Genomic DNA, 17,905 nt, shown 5'->3' on the forward strand with positions numbered 1-17,905 from the left:
GAACGAAAATGGCAATTATTACTTATACAACTCGGAAAATTGCGGCATAGAAAAATACTATATCGGGAAAAGGAGGAAACGATATAAAAAGAGGATGTGTCGGTTTTGACACACCCTCATCCTCTTGGGGAAAAGCATGTACCCTTTTATTACGCACTATTTCTTTTTCGAAGGATAGTCTTTGCGCGGATCACCGAAAAAGAACAGAGTCGGAGCGTTCTTCCCGGCAGCTGTCGCCTGATACCCGGCAAATGCTTTGCCAGCCGCTTCCAATGCTTCTTTAACTGCTGCGTCGCTTGTCTGCATATCGCAGAGGAAATAGATCATCACAGGCTTTTCACCTGACGATGCAGACAAGGTCGCTTTCAGCTTGGCCGGCATTTCAGACATTTCTGCAAAATCGTTGCCATACAGTATCTGGTCATTGGCATTAATGAAGAAATCCATTTTCTGCGTATGTTTCTCCATAAATGCAAGTCTTTCCGAGCCTGAAAGCTGTCCGCCTCCCGCCTGCTCGATATACCGGTCGATCTCCTTGTCGAAGAATTCACGGGTGTACGGTTGTCCGGGCGAAGAAATTGTCGTACCTTCGCTCTGTACTAAGTTTGTCAACTCCCGGTTTACATCCGGGCGGGCGAAAGCGAGCATGCTACATGCTGCCACCGGAACTAAAAGCACGAGCTTCAACCGGGCCCAACTGTTTGATTTCTCTTTTAACATCATAGTAATTCGTTTTTTAATTTTACTGTGATTGAAGCTGTTAGCAAAGGTGTAGGAGCTCGCGCTAACAGCTTTTTTCACTAATAATAATTGATATTTTGTTGCATCGATGCCATTTTTAAGTACGCCCGTATCGGCCTGGTACTCATGAACCTCCTGCAGTTCCCGTTTCAACAGCCAGGCTGCAGGATTGAACCAGTGCAGGAGCACGACTGCCTCCGTATAGATCAAGTCCAACGAATGATGCTTGCGCCGGTGAACCTGCTCATGCATCAATATCTCATCCGGGTAGTCACAATAATCTTTCAACGACAGGACAATATACGGTCCCCAGTTAAAAGGAGTGACCGGCCTGCCGACCAGCACCAGCGTATAACGCTCTTTCCGTATCTTCTCGCCGCTCCGGATCAGCCAAAGCAAACTCACAAACGAGCGAACCAACCGGCAGAGGACAACCGCCATCCCCGCAAGATACAGGTAAACCGCCCACTCTCCCCATGAGCCGGAAGCCTCCCGTACAGCCGGTACAACCTCCGTTCCAACCTGGACAACGGAGTGCTGCGAAACCGTCTCCCCCACTCCTTCCTGTATCATCTCTTCCAACTGCAACAACGGCATTTGCAGCACACCGGGCGATTCCGTCCGTAGCTCGACAAACGGCAGCAGCATGCACACCAGCATCCCCGCCAGCAGCACCATCCGGTTGAAGCGGAAAAACGTCTCGTTGCTCAACAAGGCTTTATAACCCAAGTAAAACAGAGTCAGGCAACAAGTAGACTTAACGATATAAAGGAGGAAGGCAACCATCTCATTTATTTTTACGGTTCTTGATCTGCTGTAGCAATTCTTCCAGTTCCTCGACCGACAGTTCGTCACGGTCTATCAGCGAAGAAACGACACGCGTATAGGAATCGCCGAAATAGCGGCTTACCACGTTCTTCAGCGTCTTGTTCCGGTATTCGTCTTCCGAAACCAACGCATAATACTGATAGGTGTTTCCATACGGGCGATACCCGATATAGCCTTTCTCTTCCAGCACGCGTACGATCGTGGACAACGTGTTGTAGTGCGGCTTGGGCTCTTCCTGCAATTCCAATAACTCACGGATAAACAACGGGCCGTTCGTCCAGAAATAACTCAGGATATCTTCTTCTTTGGGAGTCAGTTTCTTCATATTCGATGTTTATTTATCAGGTGAATGCCCAAAGATAACTATAAAGTGCAATAACACAACTACAATTAATAGTTAAACTACTATATTTAGCAATAATTTAATGTACAGCCCTCAAAACGTAAATATTCACTAAAGGATTCCGAAGCCTCTTCCATTTCTTCTGTAAAGCGTACCTTTGTCATATCAGTAACTTTCTCAGGAATATAAACCGAAAAACACAAAAAAAGATGGACAAACGAATCTTATTGCCTTTAGCAATCCTTCCCGCTTTTCAGGCAGGAAACATGCAGGCAGCCGGCGAGACTGCCAAACGACCGAACATCATCCTCTTTATGGTTGACGATATGGGATGGGAAGACACTTCCCTGCCTTTCTGGACAGAAAAGACACATTATAACGAAGTCTACGAGACACCCAACATGGAACGCCTCGCCCGCCAGGGAGTCATGTTCACCGAGGCGTATGCCAGCAGTATCAGTTCCCCGTCCCGTTGCAGCCTGATCACCGGTACGAATGCCGCCCGCCACCGTGTCACCAACTGGACGCTGCAAAAAGACAAGACGACCGACCGCAAAGACAGCCTGCTCGACATACCGGACTGGAACTATAACGGCGTCAGCCAGGTTCCGGGGACCAACAACACCTTCGTCGGGACTTCTTTCGTCCAACTCCTGAAGAACAGCGGCTACCACACGATCCACTGCGGAAAGGCCCATTTCGGCGCGATCGACACTCCGGGAGAAGACCCGCACCACTGGGGATTCGAAGTCAACATTGCCGGCCATGCTGCCGGTGGCCTGGCAAGCTATTTAGGCGAAGAGAATTACGGCCATACGAAGGATGGCAAACCGACTTCGCTGATGTCCATCCCCGGCCTCGAAAAGTATTGGGGCACGGAGACGTTCGCCACCGAAGCCCTGACGCTGGAAGCGATCAAGGCATTAGACAAGGCGAAGAAATACAACCAGCCGTTCTATCTCTACATGTCCCACTATGCCATCCATATCCCGCTGAACAAAGACATGCGCTTCTACGAGAAATACAAGAAGAAAGGAATGACGGATCATGAGGCTGCCTACGCCACCCTGATCGAAGGAATGGACAAGAGCTTGGGCGACCTGATGGACTGGCTGGAAAAGAACGGGGAGGCGGACAATACGATCACCATCTTTATGAGCGATAACGGTGGCCTTGCTTCCGAATCAGCCTGGAGGGATGGTCCGCCGCATACGCAGAACTACCCGTTGCTGAGCGGTAAAGGCTCGCTTTGCGAAGGGGGAATCCGCGAGCCGATGATCGTCAGTTGGCCGGGAGTAGCCCAACCGAATACCCGTTGCGACAAATACCTGCTGATAGAAGATTTCTACCCGACTATTCTGGAAATGGCCGGAGTGAAGGACTACAAGACAGTGCAACCGATCGACGGCATCAGCTTCGTGCCTCTGCTCACCGGGACGGGCGATCCTTCCAAAGGGCGTTCCCTCTTCTGGAATATGCCTAACAACTGGGGTAACGACGGTCCGGGCATCAACTTCAACTGTGCGGTTCGCAACGGCGACTGGAAGCTGATTTACTACTACGGCACAGGCAAGAAAGAATTGTTCAACATCTCCGACGACATCGGTGAAAAGAACGACCTTAGCACCCGTCACCCGGAAATCGTCAAACGCCTCTCCCAAGAACTCGGCGACCACCTCCGCAAGGTAGACGCCCAACGTCCGTCTTTCAAGGCGACTGGAAAGGCTTGCCCGTGGCCGGATGAGGTGTAAAGCCCGATAGCGAAATCAACAAAGCAATAAAATTAAAAAAGGAGTATTATGGAACTAAAGGAAATCAGTAAAGACATTTATGATGTTAGTGCATTGCTTGACGATGTTTTAGGTAAAGTAGGCACTCCTGAACGGGAGAAAAATAGAGAAAAGGCATGGGAGGAATATAACGCCCAAATCCTGTTGGATGCCCGCAAGAATGCAAGACTAACGCAAGCAGAGCTTGCTAAGCGCATAGGTGCGGACAAAGGGTATATTTCAAGAATCGAAAGAGGATTGACTGTTCCTACCGTCTCCACCCTATACCGTATAGCTGCCGCAATGGGATTAACGGTGGAACTGCGTCCTATGTAGATCGTTTTCCCTAAGCATATAGGATGAGGTATAACCCCGTCTCTATCAAAAAATAGACTGAAAAGGTAGGAAAGGTTTGAAATCTTTTCTACCTTTGTTGTTACTTAATGTTTAACACAAAAAGTCTTGACTATGAAGAAAAAACGAAATTCAAGAGTACAAGTTCTTCCGATAGTAAGGGAAGAAGGTATAAACGTTCAAAAAGAATTTGGAAAGTATTTACTGGATATATCGAAGCTGGTTATTGGCGGTGCAGTAATTACAACAGCATTAGATTTAACAGCCAACAAAAACACTTTGATAATTATTGCGTTTTGTGCAGCTTTTATCATCGGTGTTGGAGGTTTTTTAGTATTCACTTATAAAAACAAGAAGTTATGAGCTCAGGAATTTTATTATACAGTCTTTTGGGTGGTTTTGGATTAATACTATTGATATTCTTACTCACCCCGGCTGGAAAACGGTGGGTTAAATCATTAGACAAGTAACTATGAGTTCAGCAATGGTATTATATGGTATGTTAGGAATAATTGGGGCTGGAATCCTGATATTCTTATTAACTCCGGCAGGTAAACGGTGGTTGGATAAAATCTCATAAATCAAAATGGGCATGGAAGCAGCGTATGTTTTATATGGTATGTTAGGAGTAATTGCATTTGGATTACTGATATTCCTGCTGACTCCGGCTGGAAAGAGATGGGTTAAATCCTTGTAAGTAACTGCAAGGGCAGGTATATATGGAAAGAGAGTTTCTTTGAAAAGAGGCTCTCTTTTTTGTGTTAGGGGGATTTGTGTACGGGCAGGGATATAAAAAAAGGGCATCCTCGCGGACGCCCTTTCTCATTCAATACTAAAACTCTCTATACATATGGATTAGTATACATTAACCTTGGTAACAATAGAATTGCCGGCATTGGTTAATTTCACAATGTAAATGCCTTTCGTTACCGGTATTTGCGTATTGCCACTGATACGTGCATTGTAGACGATCTTACCGATCATGTTTACAACGGTCACCTGTAGCGGCTGAATCGGATTCACATAAATATTTCCCTTTCTTCCAAACACTTCTGTATTGGCAAGAGCTTCTTCGAGGCCCGTTGCGAAACCTACGGTTACTTCGCAAGTGGCGGTTACATCACCGATCGTAGCTGTGATCGTTGCTTTTCCAACCTTGACACCTTTGACTGTCACCTTGTTTCCATCTGCTGTTACAGAGGCTACAGTAGGATCGCTGCTGCTCCATGTAACCGTCTTGCCGGCAGGAGATACAGTAGCTGTCAGGATGAACTCTTCCGTACGAGGAAGATCTTTGGTTGTTGCATCTAAGGAGATTGTAACGGTTTCGTCTTCGTCACCACCAGAAGGAGGAGTTACAGGGTCAGCCTTGAAGCCGATCAGGTTCTTCGTGTAAAGCAAAGTAAAATTCTTATTATCAAAATCTTCTTTTGTACTTACCTGATAAGCATTATTACCTAATGATACTACCTGTATAGCTTCGCTAAATGCATCACCAGGAACCACTTTACCAGTTTCACGGATTGTATAAGTCAATTTACTCTTAGCATTCGCTACAGAAGAAGCCGTTTCCGGAACTTCCACAATGATAGTCGGTTTCAAAACAGAACCTTCTAACTGTGCATTCTTGTTAAATAATGTATAGTTGCCTACATGATTTCCACCTAAGCTATTTAATGTAAACTGACGCGGGCCAACCTCTTCATTATCCAATGTTACATTCAAACTAACAACATCATTGCTTAAAATACCTTCGGCTGTAAAATCATCCAGAGTAAGCGATTTGCTACCTGTATAATAAGCACTGATAGGTGTTGAAACTGTAACAGCTTTCGGGCTAATCTCACCAGAAAGAGCTGCAGTTAAGCTATAGTTATTAGCATCTGCACCCACTAAAATAGGATTCTGAGACGGATTGATTGTCTTTGTTCCGGCAGCATTAGAGGTATAGTTGAACGTTACGCCTTCCATATCCAGAGCAACATTATCACTAACTTCTACGCCATCCAATGTTACAGTACCCGTAGCCTGGGTTAATCCATCGTATGTCTTATCCATGTTAGCCGTATAAGTAACCGGTTTCGGTGTTACTTCATACAGTTTGACTTTGACATCGCCAGATGTATTTGTTGCAATAATAGCAACTTTACCTACACCATTGATTGTCAAAGTACCATTATCCACTGCCAAACGATTCAAATTAGTAGAAGAATAAGTATAACCTGAAAGATCTGTAATCTGATCTGCAGATCCACCATATACTAATTCTATAGGATTAGGATTATTCCATTCTTCTGTTGTAGCTTTCGTAAGCATAGCATTAACAACTTCATCCTTTTGTTGTATAGCATTTACACTTTGCGTAATAACAGTACCGCTTCCGTCTTCTACCGGGAAATAACCTGCGTCATTAATCTTGCCGATTTTCAAGTCTGTATAACCAGCCGAATCAACAACTAAAGCCTCTGCTTTGTCATTTGCATTATAAGCCACCACTACCGGAGTTCCTTTTGTAATAGTCAGAGTACCATTCTGGGCTGTCAGATTATAATTCTGACATAATTTAGGATCAATCGTCAATGCCAGTACGCCATCCTTTTCTGCCACATCCAATTTTCCTGTATAAACAGAAGACAAAGATTCACCTTCGATTAGACCTGTATCCGTAAACGTATATTTCGTATAACGCTGGTTGTACATGCGTGTAACGTCGTTAACTTTTACAGTTGCACTCTTCTTCGTGATTTCACCTTTCAGGCCGGTAGGCTGGATCAAAGTGTAATTATCTTTTTGTGCACCGTCCAATTCCAAAGTGGAAAGAGTGATTGCATGTGTGCCGACATTCTTACTTGCGTAAGTAGCAGTAGCACCTGTCTTAATACTAACTTTATCAGTACCTATTACCTTATAATCTGCAGACAACGTAATAGCCGGCACTGTTGCTGTAACACTGCCATCGTACGTTTTCGGTGTGAAGGCAGCCACACTTGCTTTAAGCGGTCTCGGAGTTACTTTAATTGTCTTGGTAACAGTGGCAGAAGAATAATTTTCATCTGCTGCACGAGTTACTGTAACGGTAATCTCTCCGGCTGCTGTCGGTTTCAAGACGTTCGTGTTGCTAATAGTTGCACCAGACCCAACACTAAAGGTATATTCACCTGTTGCAGCAGCAGCATCGCTTGTTACGGCCAACTGCAAGCTATCGCCATAAACGATAGATGAAAGAACTTTTGAATCGAATGTCAAATTCTGCGGAGTACCTTTTTCTACAGTTACATTGATTGAGGCTGTACCGGATTTATCACCAGCAGTAGCCGTAAATGTAACAGTATGGGTAGCAGCAGTTGCTTGTGATATGGTATAAGTATAGTAGCCATCATCGCCTTTTGCTATTGCGCCATTGGCAGCCTTCATTTCAGAAGCAGCTGTTACAGTTGCAGTAGTAGCACCACCGGAATGAACCAGATTAGCCCGTACCGTAATTGTTTTAGCATCGGCATCACCGGTAACCTTTGCATCTACAATTTCAATCTTAGGATCAACCGCATCAACGGTCAGCTTACCTGCTACAAACTTGATAGCATAATTATCGGAAGTCAGGCCGTAAGGCATAATATCATAACCGCCCTGTTTCACCAATGAATCAGGAGTAGCGGAACAAATGAACTTTAATGTTCCGTCAAGTTGATCTTTGGAATTCTCAATTACTTTTATTTCTGCTTCAAAAGTTGGTAATTCCTTACCGAAGTCGTTATTTGCAGCCTTAGCTGTTACTGTAGCCTGTGCCTTTACAACCTTAGCTGTTACGAAAGTGATCGGAGCTAAAGTATAATATGTAGCTGAATCCCCATTTAACAAAGCGTTCGCATTTGTTATCTCAACCGGAACTTTATCACCTACATTCTTATTGGCACGTGCTCCAGTCGGAGCAGTCGAAGTAGTAAAATAGGCAGCAGCAGCAGCTTCCCAAGGCAAACCGGAAACAGCGATATTAGCTGCATCCCATTTCAAAATTACGTCCGTATCTGCATTATATACAATTGAATCCCCTTTGGTATCTGCACCATAGTTCGGAACGATACCTGCTGTCAGGGTCAAGGTACGTTTGGTGATTTTCAGTTTCTGAGTATTTTCCAGAATTTGATCTTTTTTATCATCAGATACAGTCAGAGTTATTGCTAATTCTTCCGTTGGTTTCAGTATAGTTAATACATTGTTTGCTATTGTTGCATAACTGTTTTGATCTGCTGCAACTGCAGCAGTAATACCTTCCGCATTAAACGCCAACGTAATCGGAGCCGTACCATACACCACGCTATCCGGCAGGTTGGTTATCTTTGCCAATGTTTTCTGGAAAGATGCAATAGTATATTCCTGCCCCTCGGTAAATTTCAATTCATACACAACCTTACCTGCATTCAACAATTCTTTTGCTACAGTTTCGTTGGAAGCGATAACACCGTCCTTACATGCGATAGAGAAAGTCTTACCATTCAAATCTATCTTATCAGAGGCGTTATTCATTTCAGCAACAACAGCAGCAGCAGATGTAGTATCAACTGCCAAAGCTCCACCGGCTGAGATACCAGCCATGATGTATTCCTTCGGAAGGTTCAGTGTACCGTTGTTAGTCAATTTACAACCGCTTGCAATAGTTAATCCTCCATTTAGAGACCAAACATTATTTTCAGGGATAGTAAATTCTTTAATTTCAGTACCAGACTTCTGAGTAAAAGTATTAATATTTGCTTTCGCACCATTCAATACAACATTCTGCAAACCTTCACTGGCTTTCACTACAGGAGCATTACCAACAAATGTCATAGTTGTTTTTCCAGATACAGGAGTTGGGTAATTGCCATTTTGCCAATCTTTGTCAGCACCCAGATAACATTCATATCCTTCTGCAAATGTACAGTTATCAAATGCCATAGATACTTCTGCTGCTTTTCCACGATTTAGAGCAGCGAGACTGGGAGTATAGCCATCCTTACCTGTAGAGAAAGCACATTTCGTGAAAGTTGCCGTTACTTTATCAGAGCAACCATTTGAACCGGTTCCCTTCATTCCGCCTTCGATATTCACTTCATTGAAGGTTGCAGTAATATCTTTCGTATAAGAATAGCTATATCCGCCACCGATATAGAAACAACCGGAAATCTTACCTTTTGTCATGGAGAAATTAGCTTTACCAATGCGATTTACAATCTGAGCATATTCCGTGTCTAAAGATTCTCCAATGCCAACCGGAGCAAAACCACCACCAAAAGCATAAAGAAGATCAGTATTTTCACCTGTTACTTTAACATCGGTAGCCTCAGTCTTGGCATATTCCATACCTCCTGAAAGCATGTAACGGACATAAGCATTTTCGATATTCATGGTTACTTTACCAGTAACATCGGCAGTCTGTCTTTTGGCTTCCGCAAATTTAGCTTTCGGGCCATAGCCGCCACCAACTAAATAACCGGTAATCCGTCCTCCTTTTATCGTAACATTTGCATTCTTAACATCGCCTAAGTAGCCGCCACCGAATATCATGGAAACTTCACCGCTTTCCAAAGTAACACTGGAAGATTCAACATCTGCATATTTTGAGCCACCAAAGATTACCGGATTATAGCTTTCCGGTATTTCCAAATAGTCATTTTCATCAACGCTAATCTTCAAATTGCCTGCTGTTGATGTTGCTATAGTAACAGGTTGTCCGTTTGCATAAATGAAGTATGTATTTTTGTATTTTGAATTACTTGGAAACTCTGCAACATATTCCATCTGCAGTTTCGAGTTCGTCCAATAACGTTTCTCTTCTGAGCTTGCACCCTGAACACCCACATAAGAAGTCCAACCATTCGGGCCTTCAACCAATTGTTTCGGATCTGTCGTAATATCTTCGGACCAGATCTTGGATGATTCGGCAAAAGAACAATCAGGAGAGAAAGTAAACTTCGGAGAATAAACCGGCGTTCCGTCTGTTCCGACATTTACGCCACCCCAAACATTACCTTCCGTATGCAATCCTTCAGCACTTACTTTAGAGTGAACCAACAGACCTGCTGTTGCATTACCCTTTAATGTTACGTTCACTAAAGAAGTAGTCATCGGAGACTGCGCGTTAATACCGGCAGCTTTAGAATCTGCGACTGACAGGTTTTTCAATATTACATCTTCACCTGCTTGGCCATTTTCAATAGAGATCAGGTTCTTAACACTATTAGTCCCGCTCCAATCTGAGCCATTCGCTTTAATAGTAGTAGCTTCTTTTCCTTCAATGGTCAAAGGTCTGTTAATAACAAGCTGCTTGCCGAGTTCATAAGTCGTTGCTGCCAAATTAACCTTATTAACTGTAGCAAACCCTAAATTAATAGTAGAGTCCAGTTGACCGGCAGTATTTACTGTTACAGCATCGTTGTCTTTTGCCCAAACATAAGCCAATGCACCATTATTAGATGTATGCATTGTTGCCAATTGTAAAGAACGATACCATTTATCATTTTCAGGCGTTACTACTGAAGCGATTATCTCAGCTACAGATGTTGTCGGATTACTGCTCCATTCGGAATAGGCATGTCTGTCGTAAAAAGCAATTTGCGGAACATTGTTCTCACTAATTGTTCCACTTTTCAAAGTAAACTTCGGCATATTTGTTTCCTGACGAGACAACTTAACAGCGAACTTTCCATTACCACTTGTAGTAAAATCAGTTGCAGTCAACTGTGAAGAGTTCAAATGCAAACCGCCTTCTTTATTATCAGATAATAAAACCTTATCGAACTTCAGATTATTCAGATTGTAAAGATTGAAAGCCAAAATGTTTGTATTCCTTACAGTCAGGTCTTTGAAAGTAATAGGACTGCTTCCTGAACCATCAAAGTAGAATACATAATTTTTGGTAGGATCAAAACTTCCCTCTACAGTATTCGAGGTATTTTCACCTGTAATACTATGTCCAGCTCCATCAATGGTTAAAGATGTAATTTTTGCCTCAGTAGCATTCAAGTAGAATACTCCTTGCCATTGTGCCTTAGTTGGATTTGGTCCCATAAATTTAACCTTAGAGATGTCCAAATCGTTCTCCAAAGTAATAGTAGTCGTCACTGATGTGCCACTATTCAAGATTTCCAACACATTTTGCAACCCCTCCGCGGTTGTCACTGTGTAATTTCCGTCATCGGTCTTTGTATAACCGTCTCCTGAGGTATCTGCCGCCTGCAACCACCCCACACTCGTTATCGTCATAAAGACCGATAACAACATAAGTAATCTTCTCTTCATAATTTCTCTAATTAAAGTATTAATAATGAGTTCATTGAATGATAATTTTCATTTATACTTTAATCGCTTTATTAACTTACCCCATACGAATGGTTTCCCTTGAAAAGTAGTTAACAGGTGTGATTATATGTATTTTGACGACCGAAAACGATCGTTTTTTTTAGTCATTTTTTCGGTAGATTTTTGTTCTGCAAAGCGGACTTGATTATCAAAAGATAATAGTTTTCCCGAAAAAACACTTACGTTTTTCTGTAAAAACCTGCCGGCAGTTTTCTAAATGTATTTTCACAAAACAGCATTTTCGGAAAAAGTTTCCGCACGTTCCGCACGTTCCGCCTTATACACTTTTTGCTTGGGAAGATTTGCTGTTTTTCAGGTTGTTACGCTTATATCTTCCTTGCATAACCCGCACGATCAGGCCATTTTTCTTCCATCGTGTGAGGGCTGATTCTACGGTTCTTTTTTCCATTCCGAGAATTTGACCCTTTTCTATCGCTTCGCGAGTCGTAAAATTTTCGCCCAACTCGGAGAAAAGTTCCTCGCTGATGATAGGGTTGGAGATAGACTTGAGCACCTCGTCTTTTTTCAGGAGCGTGCTGAGCACCAAAGAGTGTTTCAGGCAGTGGAAAATGATCTGGGTGGCCGTGTTGAAATCATCGTCGCAAATCTTTATTTCCGGGATGTCCAAACGCTGCTCGCCTTTGCGCAGGCCGGTCAGCACCATGCAGATGCGGAAGTGGATCATCCCCAGGCGGAACAGGATGGCTGTCTTGTCGCCTTCGCCGAAAGCACGCAGGCGTTCGAGTTCGAGGGGGAAAATCTCGTTCATATAGTCGCGCTGGCTCTCCGTATAGCTCACCCAGGTCGGGTGCTCGTCGAGGAAGAGGGCGATCTCCTGGAGCGCATGTCCCAAATTGTTATAATAGTTGCCCCGGCGCGGACTGTCGTCGGAGGCAGTCAGGGGTTTCCATTTGCCCTGTTCGGTGATATAGAAGCAAAGGAGGCGGCTGAAAAGGCCGTCTTCGGTGGAATGGATCAGGCGCGTCACCTGCCCTTCCGTGCCGGTGAAGACGAGCGCCATGCGGGGGAAAGGGATGGAGTAGTACTTGTCCTGCTTCGTGTCCTTGCTGATCTGCTCGTGTTGGAAGATCTGGTTCAGGAGGTCGTGATACTGCCCGTGGTCCTGCTCCATCGAGTTGTTGAGCACGTCTATTTCGGTTTCGCACATCAGGGAGGCGTAGTGGCCGTTGTCGGACAACTGTTCGATCATACGCGGGCGGGAGATGTTGCCGGCCAGTTCGATCCCTTTCTGGCGGACGCATTCCGGTTCTTCGGAAAGTTTCCCATTTGATTTCAATTGTTTAAGCATGTCAAAATTGTATTGTTTCATTTTGTTGTTATAGACCTTCACTTCTTTTGCCGATTCGCGGCGGATGCCTTCGGCATAGACGTGGAAGACTTTATGTATCTTGTTGACCATCCCCTTTCCGGAGGCGGCGGCCCCGGCGATGCAGCAGTAGAGCGGCGGCTCGCAGATGGCGTTCTGGTAGGAGCCGCTCACCTTGGGCATGGCTGCCGAAAAAATGCCGAGGCTGCCCATGAGTGTGACCGAACGTTCGACCTCGGTCAGCCCTTCGGTGAACATTTCGAGGAAGAACGGGGGCAGATGTTCATAAACCGCATGCGGAAAACATTTCGCCATTTCTTTGGCATATTCCAAACGTTTGTCTTCCAGCGGACTGCCTTCTTTTTCCTCCAGCGCAGGAGTGTATAGTGCGGAAGATGCGGAACGTGCGGAAACTTCCGCTTGCGGCGCAAATTCTTTCCGGTTGCAGCCATGCTCGGCACGTCCTTTGGCGTAGGCCGAAGTGATGACTTTCACGATCTCTTTTTCGTCGAAATCCGGTTGCGCGTACCGGCTGTTGCATTCCCGTAGCACGGCCTGCTCGCCGAAGCCCGCGCGGTTCAGCGTAAAGGCGAGGCTCACCAGGTTGGCGTGCCGTTGCCCTTTGACCCAGGAAAGGTTACAGTCGGCAGCGTCGAGATAGCGGCGAAGGTTTTCGCCGATATCAGTTGGAAGTTGAGAGTTGAAAGTTGAAAGTTTTTTGCCGCTCTTTTCACTTTCATCTTTCCACTTTTCCTTTTCAACTGTGTACGCGGTTGCTTGCAAATTCACATACGCTTCCGGGTCGTGGCAAAGGAGCGCGGCGCGGGTGATGTCGGTACAGGTGTGGTCGGTGGGGTGTCCGAAGGCGGTTTCGAAGAAATGCTGGAGCGAGCGGCAGACGTCCTCGTGCTCTTCCGCGGTGCATTTGACGCGGGCAACGAGGTGGTTGCCGTTGCCGCTCGCACTGACCTGGGCGAAGGCCACGAAGGGGATGGCGGCGCAGCGGTCGCGGTATTCAGCGGCGGGGCATGTGAGGCCGTCGGTGTCGACCAGCACATAACCGAGGTAATCGCCCGCCTCTTCCGTCCGGCGTTCTTCCGGGAAGCGGCAGGAGACGGCGATGCAGGGGAGTTGCATTTTCAGCGACTTGGCTTTTACGGGGTTTCCCTCCGCGATGGCACGGCGTATTTCGCCGGTGACATGCCGCAGGGCGTTGCCTTTAACGAGGTTGTACACTTCTTCCAGCGACAGTTCTTTGTTCGAACGGAGGTGGTAAAGATTGTCATAATAGGGGAAAAGCGCTTGTTCTCCTACTGATTGTCCTTGATTTTCAGTTTCCATGATGTTTGTTTTTAAGGTTCGCCCAGGTGGTCGATGATGCACATGACCTGCTTGGGGGTGAACAGTTTGTTTCCGGGATGCCAGTTCAGCGCCTGCAGTTTGTCTTTCAGGTTGCCGCTCAGGCGTATCCAACGGGACAGCTTATCGGTCGCCGACTTGGGCGAGGAGCCGGGAAAATAGCATAGGGCGAGTTCGTAAACGGCCCATACCTTAGAATAATTCACTTCGTTTTCCATAATGTCTTGTGTGTTATTTATCACTACAAAGATAGGTATAATTATTTGCATAACAAGCTATTAATCAGCATATTATTATAGAAAATCGGTCGACCCCGGCATGCGGTTATCCCATAAATGCCGGTTATTTCGCGTATGCCCGCTTATATCTTGTTAAAGCTGTTTACGACTCAAAATGACGCAGTAGGGGGCAGTAGGGCGGGAAAGGCCCTCAGAGGGGAAGGAGGGTGTCGTATCTTTGACATACGGACAGACGAAAAAGAGTTTTTAACCTTTAAATTTCAATGTTTATGTCAATCAAGTACAAATTGGTTTTACGCAAAGACCTTTCCAAAGATGCGGAAGAGGGCGACAAGAAGTATTACGCTTCGGTGAACAACAACGGGACGTTCAGTTTCGACGACTTGTGCGAGTCGGTTTCTGCGATCTCGACAGCTTCGCGCGGGGATGTGTTAGTAGTGATGGACGGGGCGCTCTCGGTGATGAAGAACGCGTTGTTGCGCGGGGAGATCGTGCAGTTCGGGGAGTTAGGCAATTTCCAGATCAACACCGGCAGCAAGGGGGTTGCGACCGTCGAAGAGTTCAAGACGAACCTGATACGCAAGGCGCGGATCATCTTCCGTCCGGGGGCGTTGCTGAAAGACTGCCTCGGCAAGGTGAGCTACGAACGTATCGGGAAAGACACCACCTCGCAGGAGGGCGGCGGTTCGGGCGAAGAGGAGCGTCCGGGTGAACTGTAGCGGTATGACGGCACAGCAGATTTCCTTCGTCAAAGCGTCCCTGCCGGCGGCCATAGCGGCGGGGACGGCTTTCAACATGAATCCGTCCGTGATCTTAACACAGGGTGCTTTCGAGAGCGGATGGGGCACGAGCGAGTTAGCGCTACGGGCGCATAACTTCTTCGGGCTGACGGCCTACGGGTGCAGCAACGCGTATTGGCACGGGCAGAAATATCCCGTCCGCACGTCGCGCGACGAACTGGATTTCCGGTGGTACGGGAGACGGGAGGATTCTTTCCTCGACTTCGCCCGCCTGATACGCAACAACTACCGCACGGCCTGGAGCAAGAGCGAAAACCCTTCCGCCTATGCGCATGAGATCGCCTACAGCCGCTACATCAGCGAACTGAACGGGGACGACCGCGAAACCTACCGCCGCAGCCTGATACAGATCGAAAAGACGGTGCAGGCAATATTATCTATTACTTTTGGCTTGACCCAAAAGTAATCAAAAGGTCAAGGCTTAACCTGCCGGGCTACCCCCGTTCCCGCGCCCCGCGCGGGATCGCAAGGAAGCAGGCAGTATCGGCCATCCCCCAAGCCTCCTCAGCCTCTCTTTTGCCGTCTGCTTCAGCAGACGGTTTAAAAGGTCTGGAGGCAAAGCCTCTTCTTTTGTGGGCTTCAGTCCCTTTTATGGATTATATTTAAAGGGGTTAAAAACCCACAGGGGAACCGGCAAGGCCGGAGCAATCATCTATCCGTCTGCTGAAGCAGACGGCAAAAGAGAAAGCCTCGCATGTTCAACTATTCTTATTCAATAATCAACACACACGATGTCTTATGAAAAAGATCAAACAAATTCTTGAATTTATTATCGCGTTGCTTAACTTTTTGTTTCACTTTAAACCTATGCCGGATGAAGAAATTCCAACTGTTATTGCCCCTTTTCCGAAAGATAGCCTCCCGCCTGTTCCGCCACGGGATCAGCCTCTATTTGAGGATATCGGTTAGGTTTAAACTGCGGGTATAATACGGTGTGTTTTCGTCCTGTAAGGACGGTGCATGATAGCTCCAGGTTTTAACCTGGGGTTTAGGATATATATTCTCTCGTTAGTTTGCACCCTGTAAGGGTGCTGCAAGGCGAATAGGTTGATATTCTTTGCAATGCCCTTACAGGACTTTTGCCTTTCTTATTTATCCTTATCTCGTAAACTCTCCATATAATCCTTATTGTAGGCTTCTCCTCTACTAACAAAATATTCAAAATAAACGGTATTGTTTATTACTTTGAACAAGAAGAAGGCTCTATAACCTCCTACACGAGTACGGTAAATGATTTCTCAAAATCATCTTTTTCCTTGTCTGTAAGATACTGTTGGCCTTCCGGGTCCGATTTGATCAAGGATCTGTACAGGGCATCATCGTCCATTGCTTTCGATTCGGAGATAAGCAGATTTTCGATGAATGCTTTCAAACTTTTACCTTCTGCTACTGCCATAATAGATAGCCGTTTGAAAGCATCCTCCGGCAACTCTATCAATTTTTTCTTTCTGGGTAACGCTGTTGTGTTCATATATTCAAATTCTTTCTGCAAATATATAATATATACATCATATATACAATATATATACGTTATACAAACTTCTCCCTCTTCTGCAAGTTCAGGAGGCCGATCAGCATCCAGACGATGCTGGCGGCCAGGAGGAAGATGCGGCTTTTGATGATGATGCCTTCCCAGATGACCGGCAGGAAATTGCGGGGGATGGAGAAGGGGTTGAGGAGGATGTTCCAGAAAGAACGCTCGATAAAATCCATATTGCTGAAGATCAGCAGGGCGATGCCGATGATAATCATCAGAACGGCAGTCCCGTTGCCGCTGCGGGTGATGGTGGAGAACATGAAGGCGAGGTTTCCGAAAAAGAGGATCGGGAACATCAGTTGGGCCGACATCTCAAAGGCGTTGACGGGATAGAGCATGAGCGTAGCCAGCCAGGAGAAGACGATCAGGATCGCGAAGATCGCCACATAGATCATCAGCAGGCGGACGCCCCATACCTTATATTTATAGTCGGGGATGCCGAAAAGGATTTCCAATATCCGGCTGTCCTCATCGTTCTGTATGCCGAAAACAGCAGGATAGAACACCAACAGGACGCAGGGGAACATCAGGAGGTTATAGACCACCCCTTCGTTGACCTCCGACCGGCTCCAGGCAATCTGGAACATGAAATAGGCAAAAAACAGGAATGCCGCCAGGAGGAACCAGATGAATTTCCCGGCAAAGATAATCTTCAGGTTATATTTAACCAGCCGGGGCAAGAGGGATATGAGTTGTTTCAGTGTCATAATCGTTTTTTATTCGTTCTATTTCCTTGTTTCAAAATGCTAATTTACTTATTACTTTTGGCTTGACCCCAAAAGTAACCAAAAAGTCAAGGCTTAACCAGCCTCGTGCCGCAGGTTCTCTTTTGCCGTCTGCTGAAGCAGACGGATAGATGATTGCTCCGGCTTCGCCGGTTCCTCTGTGGGTTTTAACCCCTTTTGATGCAATCAATGAAAGGGACTGAAGTCCACAGAGGAAGAGGCTTTGCCTCCAGACCTTTCAAACCGTCTGCTGAAGCAGACGGCAAAAGAGAGCCTGACGGGTTTTGGGGGATGGCCGATACTGCCTGCTTCCTTGCGATCCCGCGTCAAGCGCGGGAACAGCCTGTCCCCGTGCTTGACACGGGGCCGCAGAAGAACCGTCGGTATCGGCCATCCCAAGAGAAAGCGCAGCTTTCTAAGAAAGGCCTAAGCGGACGGGCGTCAAGCGGAGGGCGAAGACGAAGCGTCCGGAGCATGCGCTGTTTGAGCGAAGCGAGTTTCGCAGGCGACAGCGGAGCCTTTGACCGGAGTAGCCCGGACGGTTAAGC

At 46.1% G+C, this 17,905-nt stretch carries 14 protein-coding genes; 7 read left to right on the forward strand and 7 right to left on the reverse strand.

All coding sequences use genetic code 11. The features are described 5' to 3' along the window. Positions 1-156 precede the first annotated feature (156 nt). Positions 157-1,527, reverse strand: a complete 1,371-nt coding sequence (locus H8S65_RS09480) for a M56 family metallopeptidase (protein ID WP_186929751.1) — start codon at positions 1,525-1,527, stop codon at positions 157-159. A 1-nt stretch (position 1,528) separates the two neighbouring features. Further along, on the reverse strand, positions 1,529-1,894 hold the full coding sequence (locus H8S65_RS09485; protein WP_119216668.1) for a BlaI/MecI/CopY family transcriptional regulator: 366 nt from the start codon (positions 1,892-1,894) through the stop codon (positions 1,529-1,531). Positions 1,895-2,121: 227 nt separating this feature from the next. Between H8S65_RS09485 and H8S65_RS09490 the strand changes: the two genes are divergently transcribed. The 3 genes from H8S65_RS09490 (at position 2,122) to H8S65_RS09500 (ending at position 4,398) form a co-directional block, all read left to right on the forward strand. After that, the gene (locus tag H8S65_RS09490) at positions 2,122-3,663 is read left to right on the forward strand and encodes a sulfatase (RefSeq protein WP_186929752.1); all 1,542 of its coding nucleotides are present in this window, start codon (positions 2,122-2,124) and stop codon (positions 3,661-3,663) included. A gap of 48 nt (positions 3,664-3,711) precedes the next feature. Beyond that, the gene (locus tag H8S65_RS09495) at positions 3,712-4,017 is read left to right on the forward strand and encodes a helix-turn-helix domain-containing protein (RefSeq protein ID WP_186929753.1); all 306 of its coding nucleotides are present in this window, start codon (positions 3,712-3,714) and stop codon (positions 4,015-4,017) included. Positions 4,018-4,149: 132 nt separating this feature from the next. After that, on the forward strand, positions 4,150-4,398 hold the full coding sequence (locus tag H8S65_RS09500; protein ID WP_186929754.1) for a DUF6722 family protein: 249 nt from the start codon (positions 4,150-4,152) through the stop codon (positions 4,396-4,398). A 492-nt stretch (positions 4,399-4,890) separates the two neighbouring features. On the opposite strand, the gene H8S65_RS09505 is transcribed toward H8S65_RS09500, so the two are convergent. The 3 genes from H8S65_RS09505 to H8S65_RS09515 all read right to left on the reverse strand — a co-directional run bounded on the left by H8S65_RS09505 (position 4,891) and on the right by H8S65_RS09515 (position 14,274). After that, complete coding sequence (locus H8S65_RS09505; protein ID WP_186929755.1) at positions 4,891-11,310, reverse strand: YDG domain-containing protein; 6,420 nt, start codon at positions 11,308-11,310, stop codon at positions 4,891-4,893. A 337-nt stretch (positions 11,311-11,647) separates the two neighbouring features. Next, on the reverse strand, positions 11,648-14,038 hold the full coding sequence (locus H8S65_RS09510; RefSeq protein ID WP_186929756.1) for a DUF3987 domain-containing protein: 2,391 nt from the start codon (positions 14,036-14,038) through the stop codon (positions 11,648-11,650). Positions 14,039-14,049: 11 nt separating this feature from the next. Continuing rightward, positions 14,050-14,274, reverse strand: coding sequence for a DUF4248 domain-containing protein (locus H8S65_RS09515; RefSeq protein ID WP_186929757.1), 225 nt, complete (start codon positions 14,272-14,274; stop codon positions 14,050-14,052). A gap of 290 nt (positions 14,275-14,564) precedes the next feature. Between H8S65_RS09515 and H8S65_RS09520 the strand changes: the two genes are divergently transcribed. The 3 genes from H8S65_RS09520 to H8S65_RS09530 all read left to right on the forward strand — a co-directional run bounded on the left by H8S65_RS09520 (position 14,565) and on the right by H8S65_RS09530 (position 16,004). Next, positions 14,565-15,014: an HU family DNA-binding protein gene (locus tag H8S65_RS09520; RefSeq protein WP_186929758.1), complete on the forward strand. Its 450-nt coding sequence runs from the start codon at positions 14,565-14,567 to the stop codon at positions 15,012-15,014. 4 nt (positions 15,015-15,018) lie between these two features. Further along, positions 15,019-15,501, forward strand: coding sequence for a glucosaminidase domain-containing protein (locus H8S65_RS09525; RefSeq protein ID WP_186929820.1), 483 nt, complete (start codon positions 15,019-15,021; stop codon positions 15,499-15,501). Between the two features lie 332 nt (positions 15,502-15,833). Then, positions 15,834-16,004, forward strand: a complete 171-nt coding sequence (locus H8S65_RS09530) for a hypothetical protein (protein WP_186929759.1) — start codon at positions 15,834-15,836, stop codon at positions 16,002-16,004. A 304-nt stretch (positions 16,005-16,308) separates the two neighbouring features. Here the strand turns inward: H8S65_RS09530 and H8S65_RS09535 are convergent, their stop codons facing one another. Further along, the gene (locus tag H8S65_RS09535) at positions 16,309-16,566 is read right to left on the reverse strand and encodes a hypothetical protein (protein ID WP_186929760.1); all 258 of its coding nucleotides are present in this window, start codon (positions 16,564-16,566) and stop codon (positions 16,309-16,311) included. 59 nt (positions 16,567-16,625) lie between these two features. Next, the gene (locus H8S65_RS09540; RefSeq protein WP_186929761.1) at positions 16,626-17,339 is read right to left on the reverse strand and encodes a carbon starvation CstA family protein; all 714 of its coding nucleotides are present in this window, start codon (positions 17,337-17,339) and stop codon (positions 16,626-16,628) included. A gap of 198 nt (positions 17,340-17,537) precedes the next feature. Here H8S65_RS09540 and H8S65_RS09545 point away from each other — a divergent pair, with 198 nt between their 5' ends. Next, positions 17,538-17,903 (forward strand): hypothetical protein, encoded by a 366-nt coding sequence (locus tag H8S65_RS09545; protein WP_186929762.1) that lies wholly within the window; start codon positions 17,538-17,540, stop codon positions 17,901-17,903. The last annotated feature ends 2 nt before the right edge of the window (positions 17,904-17,905 follow it).

Origin of the sequence: Parabacteroides hominis, from assembly GCF_014287585.1 — a bacterium.
GTDB classification, from domain to species: Bacteria; Bacteroidota; Bacteroidia; order Bacteroidales; family Tannerellaceae; genus Parabacteroides; species Parabacteroides hominis.